The 15110-nt window shown below is 72.7% G+C and carries 9 protein-coding genes; 5 read left to right on the top strand and 4 right to left on the bottom strand.

Going from position 1 to position 15110, the window contains the following annotated elements; genetic code table 11:
- Positions 1-211 precede the first annotated feature (211 nt).
- The 3 genes from ACH34Q_RS03760 to coaE all read left to right on the top strand — a co-directional run bounded on the left by ACH34Q_RS03760 (position 212) and on the right by coaE (position 3496).
- The gene (locus tag ACH34Q_RS03760) at positions 212-2164 is read left to right on the top strand and encodes an endonuclease/exonuclease/phosphatase family protein (RefSeq protein ID WP_395981295.1); all 1953 of its coding nucleotides are present in this window, start codon (positions 212-214) and stop codon (positions 2162-2164) included.
- Positions 2165-2336: 172 nt separating this feature from the next.
- Positions 2337-2828 (top strand): GNAT family N-acetyltransferase, encoded by a 492-nt coding sequence (locus ACH34Q_RS03755; protein WP_395981294.1) that lies wholly within the window; start codon positions 2337-2339, stop codon positions 2826-2828.
- A 74-nt stretch (positions 2829-2902) separates the two neighbouring features.
- Entirely contained in the window at positions 2903-3496 is a 594-nt protein-coding gene (gene coaE / locus ACH34Q_RS03750; RefSeq protein WP_395981293.1) for a dephospho-CoA kinase, read from the top strand.
- Positions 3497-3570: 74 nt separating this feature from the next.
- Here coaE and ACH34Q_RS03745 read toward each other — a convergent pair whose 3' ends face one another.
- On the bottom strand, positions 3571-9504 hold the full coding sequence (locus tag ACH34Q_RS03745; protein WP_395981292.1) for a TIR domain-containing protein: 5934 nt from the start codon (positions 9502-9504) through the stop codon (positions 3571-3573).
- Positions 9505-9574: 70 nt separating this feature from the next.
- Between ACH34Q_RS03745 and ACH34Q_RS03740 the strand changes: the two genes are divergently transcribed.
- Complete coding sequence (locus ACH34Q_RS03740) at positions 9575-10786, top strand: SLC13 family permease (RefSeq protein WP_395981291.1); 1212 nt, start codon at positions 9575-9577, stop codon at positions 10784-10786.
- Between the two features lie 87 nt (positions 10787-10873).
- On the opposite strand, the gene ACH34Q_RS03735 is transcribed toward ACH34Q_RS03740, so the two are convergent.
- From ACH34Q_RS03735 to ACH34Q_RS03725, 3 genes are read right to left on the bottom strand one after another with little or no spacing between them, the layout of a single operon-like run.
- A complete protein-coding gene (locus tag ACH34Q_RS03735) occupies positions 10874-11815 on the bottom strand; it encodes an inositol monophosphatase family protein (RefSeq protein WP_395981289.1) in 942 nt (313 codons plus the stop codon).
- A gap of 29 nt (positions 11816-11844) precedes the next feature.
- Positions 11845-12663 carry a hypothetical protein gene (locus tag ACH34Q_RS03730; protein WP_395981288.1) on the bottom strand — a complete coding sequence of 273 codons (819 nt, stop codon included), beginning with the start codon at positions 12661-12663 and terminating at the stop codon, positions 11845-11847.
- Positions 12663-13688 (bottom strand): hypothetical protein, encoded by a 1026-nt coding sequence (locus ACH34Q_RS03725; protein ID WP_395981287.1) that lies wholly within the window; start codon positions 13686-13688, stop codon positions 12663-12665. The genes ACH34Q_RS03730 and ACH34Q_RS03725 overlap by 1 nt, the downstream gene beginning before the upstream one ends.
- Positions 13689-13826: 138 nt before the next feature.
- Here ACH34Q_RS03725 and ACH34Q_RS03720 point away from each other — a divergent pair, with 138 nt between their 5' ends.
- The gene (locus ACH34Q_RS03720; protein WP_395981286.1) at positions 13827-14981 is read left to right on the top strand and encodes a sensor histidine kinase; all 1155 of its coding nucleotides are present in this window, start codon (positions 13827-13829) and stop codon (positions 14979-14981) included.
- The last annotated feature ends 129 nt before the right edge of the window (positions 14982-15110 follow it).

Genomic DNA, 15110 nt, shown 5'->3' with positions numbered 1-15110 from the left:
CATGTCCGTTGGTGGCACAGCTGTTGGCGCTCGGCTTTGGGCGGCCCAGGTTCTCCGTTCGTTACGCGACTCACGTTCCCGGGATTCGTGTCACGGCCGCGGACGCGCGATCATAGGGTTTGCACGACCCGCGGTGTCCGCGGACCGTCGTTCGCGGACCGTCCCCCGCCCGTTTCGCTCGTTCCGCTCATCCCCGGGAGCATTCGTTCAATTGGCCAGTTCAGACCTTGGAACCAGGACCGGCGATCCGGCCCAGCCGTCCGGAGCCCCGATCGTCCCGCAGGGGCCTGCCCGGCTGGCGCTGATCGCGGTGACGGTGGCGGTGCTCGCGCAGACCCTGCGCTTCTCGCTGCCGCAGTACGACCATTTCGCCGACCAGGCCGGTACCGCGGTGGCGGGCGCCGTGATCCTGCTGGTGTTCCTCGCCGGTTTCGCGAGCCCGCTGGTCCGCCGGGTGGCGGGGCCGCGGGGCCTGCTGCTGGCCGGGGTGGGCGGGCTGCTGGCCGTCCGCCTGCTCGTCCAGATCCTGACCCCGCAGACCTGGCTGGCGCTGACCGGCACCGCCATCGGCATGATCGCGATCGCGGCGCTGTACGAGGCCGCGCGCGGGCTCTCGGGGGTCGGCTTCGCCACCGCCACGGTCGCGGGGATCTCGGTCGACAGCGCGGTACGGATGGCGCTGGCCACCTGGGACGCGTCGTGGCGGTCGGGGATCGGTCCCTGGCTGGCCTGCCTGCTGTTCGTGGGCCTGGGCGCCGCAGCCCTCTGGCGCGAGTTCGCGTCCGGTGCGGTCCAGGCTCCGGGGGTCTCCTGGCGGGACGCGTTCGGGGCCGCCGCGCTCGGGCCGTTCCTGGTCCTGCACGTGCTGGTGCTGTCGAGCCCCGCGTTCGTGGCCTCGTCGGGCTGGAAGTCGCTGACCACCGCGCACCTGACGATCGTGATCGGGCAGGGGCTGGCGCTGGCGTTCCTGGCCTCCGGACTGGCCGTACGGGCGGTCCCCGGCGGCGTCTGCGTGCTCGGCGGAACGCTGCTCGGGATCGCCGTGGGCGCGGTGGCCGGGACGTACGCGGTCTCCGGGGTCGAGGTGCTGCCGGTGATCATCGCCGGGCAGGTGCTGTCGGCCTGGCTGCTGGCGGTGGCCTGCCGGGCACCGCTGCGCCGGGCGGGCGAGGGCGGACCGGTATGGCGGGTCGACGTCGGCGCCGCGACCGGTGGCCTGCTGACCGGGCTGCTCCTGGTGTCGTACCAGGTCAGCGCGATGGAGCCGATGCCGTTCCCGAACAATCTGCTGCCCGGCCTGGCCGGGATCCTGCTCGGCGGCCTGGCGGCGATCGCCGCGGCCCGGGGCGGCCCGCTGCCGGCCCGGGCGCCGCTGCGGGCGCTGACCGCCGGGGCCGCGGCGCTCGTCCTGCTGCTGGGCACGCTGGTCTTCACGGTGGCCGCGCCGGACGGACAGGCCAGGGCGGTCCCCGCCGACGGCCGGATCAGGGTGGTCAGCTACAACATCCACGACGCGGTCAACCAGGAGGGCAAGCTCGACCCCGAGGGCGTGGCCAGGACGATCGAGGCTCAGCGCCCCGACGTGGTGCTGCTGCAGGAGGCCGGGCGCGGCTCGCTGCTGTCGGGCACCACCGACGTGGGCGTGTGGCTGTCGCGGCGGCTCGGAATGAAGCTGCTGTGGGGGCCGGCGGCCGACGGGCAGTTCGGCAACGCGATCCTGACCTCGCTGCCGGTGCTGCGTTCGGGCACGGGCCGGATGCCCAAGGGCGACTGGTCGCAGATCCGCGGGTACGTGTGGGCGCGGCTGAAGGTGGGGGAGCAGACCATGGACGTCTGGTCCACCCGCCTGGAGGGCGGCGCCGACGAGTCCGCCGAGCGCACCCGCGAGGTCGCGGCGCTGCTGCGGGCATGGGGCGGCGCGCCCCGTACGATCATCGGCGGCGACTTCAACGCCGAGCCGGGCAGCACCGAGATCGCGCAGATCCTGGGCACCGAGCTGCGCAGCGCCACGGTGAGCGGCGACCCGACGCCGACCACCGCCGACGGCCGCCGGGTCGACTGGATCTTCGGCAGCGACGACCTGCTGTTCGGCGACTACGACGCACCCCGGACACCGGCATCCGATCACTACCCCGTCGCAGTGACCGTCCGGCTGTCTTTCTAAAGACCCGGCTCAGGCGCTCGCCTGGCGGCTCGCACCTGACCGGTTCTTGTGCGTGCGCGGCATCGCTTCGCGATCCGTCCGGGGAGGCTCGCCTCCGGCATCGCCTCCCCGGACAGGTAACGCGCTCGCGCGGCGGTTGAGGTCAGTGTGAGACGGGCCTAGGGTCTCGCGTATGAGCCAACCCACGGTCATGATCGAGAAGGCCGGTCCCGGCGACGCGGGCGAGATCCTGACCGTGCAGCGCGCGGCCTACGTGGCCGAGGCGCAGCTCTACGGCGATCCGTTCATCCCTCCTCTGGTCGAGTCGTACGAGCAGATGCGCAAGCTGCTCGCGGGCGACGCGGTGGTGCTGAAGGCGCTGGCGGGGGCACGGCTGGTGGGCGCCGTACGGGCCCAGTTCAGCGAGCACACCTGCCTGATCGGCCGGCTGGTGGTGGCCCCGGACATGCAGGGGTACGGCGTCGGGCGCCGCCTGATGGAGGCGCTGGAGGGCGAGGTGGCCGGGCGCGCCGACGCGTGCGTGCTGTTCACCGGGCACCTGGGCGAGGACAACCTGCGCCTTTACCGGCGGCTCGGCTACAGCGAGACGCACCGGGAACGGGTCGCGGCCCATCTGACCCTGGTCCACATGCGCAAGGCCCTCGTCCCGGCCGCCACCGGCTGAGGATCGCCCCGCTTGCCCTGATCGTTGCCTGCCCGCCCCCATCGTCCACGGGCCGACCCTCTAGGGTGGATCCCGTGCTGAAAGTGGGACTTACCGGCGGTATCGGGTCGGGCAAGAGCGAGGTGTCGTCGCTGCTCCAGGAGCGCGGCGCCGTGATCATCGACGCCGACAAGATCGCGCGCGAGGTGGTCGAGCCGGGGACCCCTGGCCTGGCCGCGGTCGCGGCCGAGTTCGGTGATGAGGTCCTGCTGCCCGATGGCGGGCTGGATCGTGAGAAGGTCGGCTCGATCGTCTTCGCCGACCGCGAGCGCCTGGCGGCCCTGAACGCCATCGTGCACCCCCTGGTGGGCGCGCGGATGCAGGAGCTGATGGACGCCGCGGCCGAGGACGCCGTCGTGGTGCACGACGTACCCCTGCTGGCGGAGAACGGCCTGGCCGAGGCGTACGACGTCGTGGTGGTCGTGGACACCCCGCTGGAGACGCAACTGGACCGCCTGGTCGCGCGGCGTGGCATGACCGAGCAGGACGCCCGGGCCCGGATCTCGAACCAGGCCAGCCGGGAGGACCGCCGTGCCATCGCCGACCACGTGATCGACAACTCCGGCTCCCTGGACGACCTGAAGGCCCAGGTCGACACCCTCTGGGAAGCCCTGATCCACCGAGCCTGATCCACTCTGGCCCTCCCGTGCCTAGGCCATCCGTGCCTGACGACGCGTTCTGCGCTTATTCGGTGGGCCAGGGGTCAGAAGTCGGCGTCGAGGGGAATCTGGCGTACTTCGGGTAGGTAGGCGTCGAGTTCTCCGGGCTCGAAGCGGCACATGCCGATCGCGTACCAGAACTCGCCCGAGGCGTTCCCGCCGCTCTTGTAGCGGCCCTCGGGTGACAGGGCGGCCCAGCCTTCGGCCAGGCCGAGGAGGGTGGCGCGGCGGGTCGGGGCGGTCTGGCCCGTCGGATCGGTGACGTCCCAGAGGATGACGGCGCCGTCGTCTCCGGCGCTTGCCAGCAGGGTGCCGTCCGGGCTGAACTCGACCGACCAGACGCGGCGGGTGTGCCCGGTGAGGGTGTGCAGGTGGCGGCCGGTACGGGGGTTCCACAGCCGGATGACCAGGTCGTCGCCGGCCGTCGCGAGCAGGCCGCCGTCCGGGCTGAAGGCGCAGGTCCACAGGCGGCCGGAATGCCGTTCCAGAACGTGCAGGGCGGTGCCCGCGCGCACGTCCCAGATGCGGGCGGTGCCGTCGTTGCTCGCGCTGGCGAGCAGGTCGCCTGAACGGTCGAACGCCACCCGGTAGACGCGGTCGGCATGGCCGGACAGGGTGCCGACGCGCTCGCCGGTACGGGTGTCCCAGAGCCGGACGAGGCCGTCGTCGCATCCGGTGGCGACGAGGGTCCCGTCGGGGTTGAAATCGATGGAACGGACCCGTCCCCTGTGGTCGGCCAGGTTGACCGTCTCCCGGCCTGTGGTCCAGTACCAGAGGCGGACGCTGTCGTCGTCGTTGGCGGTGGCCAGGACGTCGCCGTCGGGACTGAACGCCTGGGCCCAGACGTGGTCGGTCTCCACGTTCAGCTCGCGCTCGAACGTGCCGGTGCCCGCCTGCCACAGGTGCACGCCGCCGTCGTTGGTGGCGGTCGCCAGCTGCGCCCCGCCCGGGTTGAACGTGGCGGAGGTCAGGTTGTCGGCGACGCCGCGCAGTTCGCGGACCAGGCGGCCGGTGCGCGGTTCCCAGAGCCGGACGAGGCCGTCGTTGCCGCTGTTGGCCAGCAGGCCGCCGTCGGGGCTGAACGCCACGCCGGTGGCCCGGCGGCCGTGGCCGCGCAGGACGACGCGGCTCTGCCCGGTCTCGGCGTCCCAGACGCGGGCGGTGCCGTCGTTGCTGCTGGTGGCCAGCTGGGCGCCGTCGGGCCGGAAGGCGAACGGCCAGACCGCGCCCCGGTGCCCGGCCAGCTCCAGCCGCTGCCGTCCCGTCTCGGGGTCCCACAGCCGGACCGAACCGGCGCTGTCGGCGGTGGCCAGGCGGCCACCGTCGGGGCTGAACGTCGCCTGGTAGATGGCACCGCCGTGGCCGGACAGCGTGAGCTTGTGCCGTGCGTGCTCCCACAGCCGTACGGAACCGTCGGTGTCGCCGGTGACCATCAGGTCGCCGCCGGGATGGAACGCCACGGCGTAGACCCGGCCGGTGTGGCCGAGCAGTTCCTCGCGGATCTCGCCCGTACGGGTGTCCCACAGCCGTACGACGCCTGCCTCGTCACCTGCCGCGAGCAGCGCACCGTCCGGGTGGAACACCGCCCGGAACACCGCGCCTCTATGACCGGTGAGGGTACGCCTCAGCTCACCTGTGGTCAGGTCCCATACGCGCAGTGTGCCGCCGGCGTCGCCGGTGACCATGAGGGAGGCGCTGGGGTCGAACACGGCCGTGTAGACCGGTGCGGTGTGGCCGGGCAGCTCGTGCCGTAGGCGGCCGGTGGCGGCGTCCCAGATCCGGATCGTCCCGTCCGCGGCGCCTGCCGCGACGAGCGTGTCGGTGCCCGGCCCGACGACGACGGGCCAGACCCCTTCGGGGTGAACGGTCAGGGTGTGCAGGCTGTGCCCGGTGGCCAGGTCCCAGATGCGGACCGTACCGTCGGCGGCGCCGGTCACCAGGATGTTGCCCCTGGAGTCGAACGCGACGGCGTACGCGCGGTCGCGGTGGCCCTGGAGTGTGCGCAGGGGCGTCCCGGTGACCGCGTCGCAGATGATGACGCCGCCGTCCTCCCCGCCCAGCGCCAGCACCGAGCCGCCGGGGCTGTAGGCGAGCGGCTGGGGGAGCCGGCTGGTCTTGAAGTGGAACCCGTACGGGACGCCGACCGCCGCGGGCGCCAGCTGGATGTCGATGGGGCGGCCCGGGGCGATGGCGGCCTCGCGCAGCTCGGGGGAGCGGGCGATGCGGTCGGGCAGGTCGGCGGCGATGAGCGCGGCGCGGGTCCAGCGGCTTCCCGCCACGTCGGCGTCGCGCAGGTCGGCCCGCGCCAGCCGGGCCCGGGACAGGTCGGCGCCGCGCAGGTCGGCGCCGGTCAGCCGCGCCTCGTCCAGCCGTGCCCCGGCCAGGGACGCGTCGCGCAGGACGGCCCGCGACAGGTTGGCGCCCACCAGCTGCGCGTCGGTGAGGTCGGCGCCGGTGAAGTCGACCTCCTGCAGGTCGCGGTAGGACAGGTCCTCGCCCTGGAGCCGGGCGCCGCGCAGGTCGGTGCGGGCGGGCGTGCGCAGCCGGGTGGTGATCTTGATGGCGTTGGCGCGGGCGATGTCGTCGGCGTCCGGATCGGCCAGCACCGCGGCCACCCACTCCTGGCAGGCGCGGGTGTCGGCCAGGTCGCACAGGAAGTCGACGGTGAGCTGGGACAGGGCCCGGCGGGTCAGGGCGTGCGGTGCCCGCCCGGCCTCGAACTCCCGCGCGATGTGCCGCGCCACCAGCCACTCCATCACCGAGGCGTGGATGAACCCGAACAGGCCCTCCTCGGTACGGACCAGCAGGCTCCCGGCGCCCATCGCGTGCGTCACCTGGTGCGGGGACAGCCGCCCCTCCGCGAGGCCGCTCAGGGTACCGGCGACGTCGGCCAGCTCGGCCAGCCGCAGGAACTGCTCGTCGCTCTCCCACAACCGCAGCGCGAGGGTACCGACCGCTTCCCACATGTCGTCGGTCGTCAGCCCGGATGGGCCTCCGGCGTGGCGGACGCGTTCGGCCTCGTACGCCAGCCACGAGGACAGGATCTCGCGGTAGAGGTCGGCGGGGCTGACCGTCGCGCGCGCTTGGGCGACGGCACGCAGCCGGTCCTCGGGAAGCTCGGCGATGAAGCTCAGCATGCGCGGGTTGCTGGTGAGGCCCAGCAGCTCCTGGATGCCCGTGAGCGTACGCAGCCGTTCCTCGGCGGCCTCCACGTTCCCGTCGTATCGGCCGACGAGGTAGGAGCGGACCTGCGCCTGGGTGAACTCCTCCAGGCCCAGGACGCGGCGGTGGGGGAGGACGCCGACCTTCTCTCCCATCGCGGTCAGCACCTGCGCCTGCGACTTGAAGTGCTGGGTACGGCTGGCCACCACGATCTTGGCCTTGTCCTGCGCCGCCTGCAGCAGCGTGTCGAGGTGGTCGGCGGCGCGGTCGTAGGTGACCCGCGTGACCAGCTCGTCGAACCCGTCGAACAGCAGCACGATGCGGCCCTGCCGCAGCATGTAGTGGAAGGCCTTGAGGTCGATGAGCTCCTCGCCGTGGTTGGCCAGGTGCGCCGCCACCAGCCCGTCCACCGAGTGCGCCTTGTCGAGCGCGCGCAGCTCGATGAGGATCGGGATGACGTGCGGCAGTTCGGTGGGGATGCGGCGGGCCAGCTCGCGTAGCGCGAACGTCTTGCCGCGCCCGAAGTCGCCCAGCAGCAGCAGGAAGCGCCCATGGTCGGCGGCCAGCAGCCGCAGCATCTCGCCGACCGCGTCATCGCGTACGGCAGGGTCCTCGGGTACGTCCGGGTCGTGTACCGACCCGTCGTCCCTGTTCCCGCCCCCGCCGCCGTCCGGCGGGGGCGTCTCGGCGCGTGGTGCGGCGATGCGGTCGAGGTCGCGATACCGCTGCGGTACGTAGAGGGACGGTGGGTAGAGCCCGCCCGAGGCCAGCCGCGATGTCTGCCCCGCCACGTACTCCGACAGGTCCAGCAGCCCCTGGAACTCGGTCAGGCTGCGCAGCCGTATGCCACGGCGCAGCGCGTCCTCGCGCAGTGAACGAGGCGGGGCGGGCCCCAGGAAGACCAGCTCGGACCCGTAGTCGGCCCCGTCGGCGTGCACATGCCGTACGAAGGCGTCCACATCGGCCTCGGAGACTTGCCCGACGTGGGCGCCGATGCGGTACTGGCGGACGAAGCCGTCCTCCATGTGGGACAGCAGCAAGTGCGGCGGGTCCGCTTGGATACGGCGGATACTGGCCTTCTCGAACCGGGTCTCGCACGCTTCGGAAATGCGGTCGAGAAGCCGTTCCGTGGGGTCGGGTGTGGGTTCTACAGGCCCGCGCGTACCTCCAGCGGGGCCGTTCTCCAGCTCGAAGATCGGGCCTACGGGCGGCTCAGGATCGGCGACGTCGGCAGGCGCCGGGAACGTGCCACCCGCCGACGCCCATGCCTGCTCGAGCCGTTCAGGGCCGCGCCGTGCCGCGTCCTCGGGAATCCACCGTTCGAGGCCGTCCCGCTTGATGACGAGGACCTGGTGACGCCCGGGCCCCAGCGACGGTACGGAGGGTACGCCCGCCTGCGTCAGCGGGATCGCGCCCAGTTCGGACTCGGTGCCCTGGAAGAAGGCGTTGACGTGCCCCCCGAGGAGGGAGTCCACCGGTCCGGCATCGCGCAGCGCGCCCGGTTCCCCGGCGATGGGGGCGTGCTCGACCGCGGCCAGCCTCAGCCACCCGTCGTCCTCGAAGTGGCGGAGCCGTTCGGTGAACCAGGCCGCCTGCGCCTGCCCGACCTGCCCGTACCGGTCCTCGGGCCGGTGCGACTGCGGCAGCGTGGAATTGAGCCCGGCCACCACGACCTTGAGGTCCGGGATGGGGAACAGCGTCCACGGCTGCGCGCTGTCGAAGATGAGGGAGTCGAGCCCCTGGTAGAACTCCTTGAACAGCCCCGAGAAGTGCCGCCACTTGGGCCAGTACGGCGGCTGCGGGTCGATGTCGTCGGCCTCGCAGCTGGAGAAGTACGCCTGGCACGCCGCCCGCGTCACGTCGTGGGTGCCGGGGACGATCACCACGCGCTGGGCCTCCAGCCCGAGCAGGGCGCGCAGGCTCGTCAGGAACGACAGCGCCTCGGCGAACTCCTTGCGGCTCCCCGAATGCGTGAGGTTGCCCGTGACGACCAGGAGCTCCGGCCGCGGGACGCCCATGTCGGCCAGCCGCGTCACGTTGCTGTAGACGTGGTCCTGCAACTCCGTGGCGGTGGTGGGCTCGCCCGGCTCCGCGAGCGTACGGCCGAAGCGCGGACCCGGTATGTGCAGCACGCTGAGATGCTCGCGCGGCTGCTCCTCCCTGTCGCCCACCCTCGCCGGGAACGCGGGCGCCACCACGGGGGCACGCCGCAGGGGCCGCTCCCCAGAGGTCTCGGGCATCTGCCTGGACGGGGAGTGCTCGGCCCCCTCCACCCGTCCCGGCTCTTCCACCCGTCCCGGCAAGGACTGCCGGCCCGGAACCGTCCCACTTGGGCCGCCTCCAGGGAAGCCGGGCCCGTTCAAGGGACGGGCATGCCCGGCCAGCGCCTGACCGATCCGCTGCATCAGCAGCCCGCGCGCCTCATCCGGATCGTCGATGCCCACCAGGTCCACGTACGTGATGGTGGACAGCAGCCCGTCGATGGGGCATTCCTCGATCCGTACCGTCACCAGCTTGTTGGCGGGATCGTCCGGGTCGGCGCGCAGTGCCGTCATCCACTCCCACCGGCCGTACCGCGAGCGCAGGTAGTGGCGCGACAGCACCGCCACCACGACCCTGGCCTCCGACAGGCCCCGGTCCATGAAGTCGATGAAATTGGTCCCGGGCACGAAGTCCCATGCCTGCATCATCGTCCGGTGCCCGGCCGCCTCCAGCTGCCAGGCGATCCACGACGCCCAGCGCTCGTCGGCCGGGGAGTAGCTGATGAAGAAGTCGGTCGGGCGCTCCTGCCGCGTGACGTCACCGGGGGGTGTCATACGGTCAGTATCGCGCGCGTCCGCCGCCCGCCACAGGACGGCACGCGGCACGGGCGGTGCCTATGGGATCATGGCGCGCGTGGTGAAGGTGTTGCGGGCCGCGAGCGTGCTGGACTGGATCCGTATCGGCCTGCTCGCCCTCGGCCTGGTCTTCGTGGCGACCGGGCTGCTGCCCGCCGGCGAGGCCGAGTCGAGCCTGCGCCGGATCGCGCCGATCCTCATCTTCCTGTTCGCCGTGGTCGTGCTGGCCGAGCTGACCAAGGAGGCGGGGGTCTTCGACCTCATCGCCGAACGCATGGCCCGCGCCGGACGGGGCGGCTACGGCGCCCTGTTCCTGCTCTGCGTGGCGTTCGCCTCGGTGACGACGGTCTTCCTCAACCTCGACACCACCGCGGTGCTGCTCACCCCCGTCATGCTCGCCCTCGCGGCCCGTACCGGCATTGCCGCCTTGCCGCTGGCCATGACGACCGTGTGGCTGGCCAACACCGCCAGCCTTCTGCTCCCGGTCTCCAACCTGACCAACCTCCTCGCGTCGGACCGGGTGGCGCTGGAGACCCCCGCGTTCGCCGAACGCATGTGGGCGCCACAGTTAGCGTCCCTGGCCGTCACGATGGCGCTGCTATGGCTCTTCTACTGGCGGCGTAGCGCGCGCGGGGACGACCGCTACGAGCCTCCTGCTCCCACACCGATCCGCGACCGGACGCTGTTCGGAGCGACGGCACTGGCCTGCCTGGTGTTCATCGGCGCCGTCCTGGCGGGCGCGGAGACCGGCTGGGGGATCGCGATCGCCGCCGGTGTCGCCGCCGTCATCGCCGTGGCCGCCTTCGTCGTACGGGACCGGGCGCACCTGACGCCCGCGCTCATCCCCTGGCAGCTGCTGGTGTTCGTCACCGGCCTGTTCCTGGTCGTCCCCACCTTGAGCCGGTACGGGCTGGACACGGTCATGCGCGGGCTCATCGGCGGGGACGACGGGGTGGCCGGGGCCTTCCGCGCAGCCTTCTCCGGCGCGGGCCTGTCGAACGCCCTGAACAACCTCCCCGCCTATGTGGCGGGGGAGGCCGTCGTGCCCGCCGAGAACCACGACCAGCTGCTCGCACTTCTCATCGGCACCAACGTGGGACCGGTCATCACCCCGTGGGGTTCGCTTGCCACGCTCCTGTGGTTCGAGTGGTGCCGCCGCAGGGGCGTGCCCGTTCCGATGCGCCGGTTCGTCCTCACGGGTACGGCGCTGGCCGTTCTGGGGTGTGCGGCCGCCACCGGTGCGCTGCTCCTGACGGGATGACCCGGCAGGGCACCTAACCGGGACCACGGCCCGCAGGGTCTACGGCCGACAGGGTCTACGGCCGGCGGGTACTACGGCCGGCGGGTACTACCAGGCGACGCGTACTTCCCCGTTCGGCCCCGCCGCCGCCGCGTCGCGGGCAAGACCGGCGGCGTTCGCCGTGGTCTCCAGGAGCCGGTCCAGCAGGGCGGGCCGGGCCGCGACGAAGCTGAGCTCGTCGGGGGACCGGTCGATTCCCGGCTCGTACGGGGAGCCGTCCAGCCCGCGCAGCTCCGCGCCCGCCTCGGCCGCCAGCAGCGCCCCGGCGGGCAGGTCCACGATCTCGGGCCGGTAGCCGATGATCCCGTCGATGTCGCCCCGCGCCAGCATCACCCACGCCACCAGCGGTGCCCACAGCTGCAGCAGGCGACGGCAGCGGGCGTCCAGCATGGATTTGAGCGGGAACCCCACGGGATCGCAGGGCCCCACCTGGTGGCCTTGCGTCCACGCCAGGACGGGGTTCTCCGTACGGCCGGGACGCTCCGTCCCATCGAGCCGCAACGGCGTCCCTCCGGGGCCTTGCGCGCCCTTGCCCCGTACGGCCGACCACGTACGCCCGCTGGCAGGCTCGTGCACGACGCCCAGTACAGGGAGGGAGCCCGCGCACAGTGCCAGCCCCACCGCGTACACCGGCATCCCTATCGCGACGTTGTTGGTGCCGTCGAGCGGGTCCACCAGCCACACCAGGCCGTCGTTCCCGCCGTCTTCATTTCCGCCGTCCCCGTCCCCGCCGCTCACTCCCGACTCCTCGGCGATGATCCGGTGCCGGGGGAACGCCGCGCGCAGCCGTTCCAGGATCAGGGCCTCCGCCGCCAGGTCCAGCTCGGTCACCACGTCACCGGACGGATCCTTGAGCCGTATGTCGAGCTGTACGTCCAGGGACCCGCCCATACGCGCGCGCAGGAGCGCGCCGGCCGCCTCGGCGGCGTCCACGGCCACCGTGCGGGCCTGGGCGAGATCGACCGGAGGGGCGGGCGTCGGTGATGTCATCGTGGCTCTCCAGTCGTGACCCGGTGGGCTCAGTGCCGCGCGGGACGGGTCGGCCGCCGGTACGGGCCGGGCGGATCGGGGTCGCCCGCGCGGCCCTCGGGCTCGGCGGACGGCGTCCCGGCGGGCGGTACCCCTGGGGACCCGGCAGGCGGTGCCCCTGGGGACCCGGGCTCTCCCAGGACCGGATGGGCGGCCTCGATCCGGCGGGCCGAGCGCAGCGCCGCCCGGGCCGTCTCGTCGGGCCCGCAGCGCGTCCTGCGCGTCCGGTGCGAGGCCGAGTCCAGGGGACCTAGCGACAGGTCCCCGCAGGGGCGCTCCTGCCGTCCCAGCGCCACCGTGGCGGCGTCGGGCCCGCCCTCGATGACCGTGCTGTGGAAGACCCCGGCCGGGAGGCTGTAGACGGCGCCGGTGCCATGGACGCCGGCGTCCCCTTCGGCGTAGCGGACGGTACGGTCCGTGGCCCGCAGCTCGTCCATCTCCCCCTGGCTCACGACCTCGAACACCCGGTGGGTGGCGCCGTCGGGCCCCGAGGCGGGGGCGTCGGCCACGTCCGCGCGCGTGTTGCGCACCGAGCCGTACAACACGAAGCTCACCAGCTCCCAGCTATGGCAGTGCACCCCGGACGTGGTCGCCGGGACCGGCGCCACCTCCGGAGACCAGATGTGCAGGCAGACGCCCAGGTCGCCGGTGCGTTCCACCGGGATGCACAGGAAACCCAGCGGATGCCGTACCGCGCTCAGGGGAGTGCGGCCCTCGGCGATGGCGCCGAGCACGCCCCGCGCCCAGCGCGGCAGCGTGGCCGCCGCGGTGCCGGCGACGATCTCGTGCTGGATGTCGGAATAGCGCATCACTCGTAGGGGTCCTTGGGCCGCAGCGCCTTGCGGATGATCTCGACGACGTCCCGGTCGGTGTACCCGCCGGCCAGCTCGACACCGATCACCTCGAAGAGCTTGCGCACCTCCTCGACCGTCGGCTCGTCGTCCAGCGGCGCCAGCCTGACCTGCTCCACCGGGACGCGGCGGGCCTGGTCCAGGCTGATCTGCAGCTCCGCGCTCACCCAGCCGTAGTAGAACTTGCCGCTGTCGACGACCAGCGCCTCGCCGCGCGGGTCGTCGCGGGTGACGACCACCCGCGACGCCGCCAGGTCGTAGCGCAGCGTCGTCATCGTCTGGGACAGGCCGATGTCGATGTCGAGCATGCCGAACCGCTGCTTGTGCCAGCAGGCCGCCAGGATCGTCGCGTACGCCTCCTTGCGGGTGCGCTCCAGCGTCCACGGCTCGCCGGTGGCGTCGGGACTCTCGGCGACCGACCGCCGGTGCCGCGCGTAGTCCTCGCAGACCGCCACGTTCGCCGGGTCGATGATCTCCAGCCGGAACAGCAGCGCGCGCCGCTCGCGGCGGGCCACGGCCACGCACTCGGGCAGCGTCCGGGCCCGGATGTACGTGCCGGTGCCGCCCTTGAAGAACCACCGGTCGGTGTCGCGGCGGGCCTCCTCCAGCACCTGCGCGACCTGCCCGCCGGCGATCACCCGGACCACCGTCGTCTCGTCCAGCGCGCGCTTGGTGTCGGCCACCACGCCCTCGAACGACTCCAGCCGGTCGAGCTTGCGGTCGAGCCCCTCCAGGGTGGCCGAGGACGACCGCAGCGAATCCCTGACCTCGGCCTCGACCGGTGCCCTGCGGCCGCGGTCGCGCAGCACGGAGGTGGCCAGCAGGCCGACCACCGCCAGCACCGCGCTGTTGGTGATCTCGCTCTCGTTCGGCAGGTTGACGCCGATGCCGAGGACGGCGACGACGACGGCCAGGATCAGCGCGATGAGGGCGTCGGCGTTCTTCCCGAGCCAGGTGGCGAAGCGGGTCATCGGATGCGGCATCCCCGTCCTTGTCGGCGCGCCGTCATGGTAACCACCCCGCGTGGCAACGGGCCACCGCCGCGAACGCCCGCCTGGCAAGGATTACCACGCGGTGACGGTGCCCGCGCCCCGCCCCTGGCCGCGCTATAGGCTCCTGCCATGACCGGGCGGGGCGGCCGATGGTCGGCGATGTGGCCGACGGGCCGCTCGCGCGCCCTCGACATCTCGCTGGCGCTCGGAACGGCCGCGTTCGACGGCGTCTGGCTGCTGTTCGGGTACCAGCGGTTCTGGCTGCCGCCCTGGGAGGTCTCGGCGGCCAGCGTCGTGCTGGCGCTCGCCCTGGTCGTACGGCGCCGGCACCCGGTCGGCCTGGCGTTGTTCGCCCTGGTCTTCAGCCCGCCCACCGGCGCCGGCGGCATCGCCGCCCTGATCATGCTGTACTCGCTCGGCGCCTACGCCGCGTCCCGGCGGACGGTGATCGCCATCGCGGTGGCCGGGTACGTCGCGTTCCTGATCTTCCCGGGACCGACCGCCACCAACGAGCCGCTCATCATCCAGGCGATCTCCGGAATCGCGTTCACGGCACCGCCCGTACTGCTGGGCCTCTACATGGGCGCCCGCAAGCAGCTGTTCGCCTCCCTCCAGGAGCGCGCCGAACGCCTCGAACGCGAGCAGCACCTCCTCGCCGAGCGCGCGCGGGGTGAGGAACGCACCCGGATCGCCCGCGAGATGCACGACGTCGTCGCCAACCGGGTGAGCGTCATGGTCGTCCACGCCGGAGCCCTCAAGGCCGTCGCCGCCCGCGACCCCGCCCGCGCCGCCGAGACCGCCACCGTCATCGGCGACATGGGCCGGCAGGCCCTGGACGAGTTACGCCACGTCATCGGAGTGCTGCGGCAAGGCGAGGAGGCACTGCCCCAAGCGGCCCCGACCCTGGCCGACATCCGCGCCCTGATCGGCCAGTCCAGCGCCGCCGGGCTCACCGTGGAGCTGGCCGTACGGGGCGAGGAGCGACCGATGCCCGCCGCCGTGGGCCGCACGCTGTACCGGCTCGTCCAGGAGGCGCTGACGAACGTGCACAAGCACGCCGGCGACGCCGACACCATGATCGAACTCGGCCTGGCGCGCGAGGCGGTCGAGGTGGAGATCAGGAACGCCCCGCCCCGCGAGATCCCCCGGCACGGCCTGCCGAGCGGCGGCAACGGCCTGCTGGGGCTGCGCGAGCGGGTCACCGCGCTGGGCGGCAGCCTGGAGGCGGGCCCGGCCGGCGGCGGCTTCGAGGTCCGCGCGCGGATCCCGCTGCCGGCGTCATGACCCCCAGGCCGGCTCCGTGATCTATAGCTCCTTCATCTATAGGCCCCATCATCTATAGGTCCCTATCTATAGGACCTCTGACCTGCGGGAATGAACGACCGTCCGAAAGTGTCGTTCCCCCTGCATACA

The organism is Actinomadura sp. 9N407 (genome assembly GCF_044326315.1).
Taxonomy (GTDB): Bacteria; Actinomycetota; Actinomycetes; order Streptosporangiales; family Streptosporangiaceae; genus Spirillospora.
This window is presented reverse-complemented; position numbering and strand designations above follow the sequence as displayed.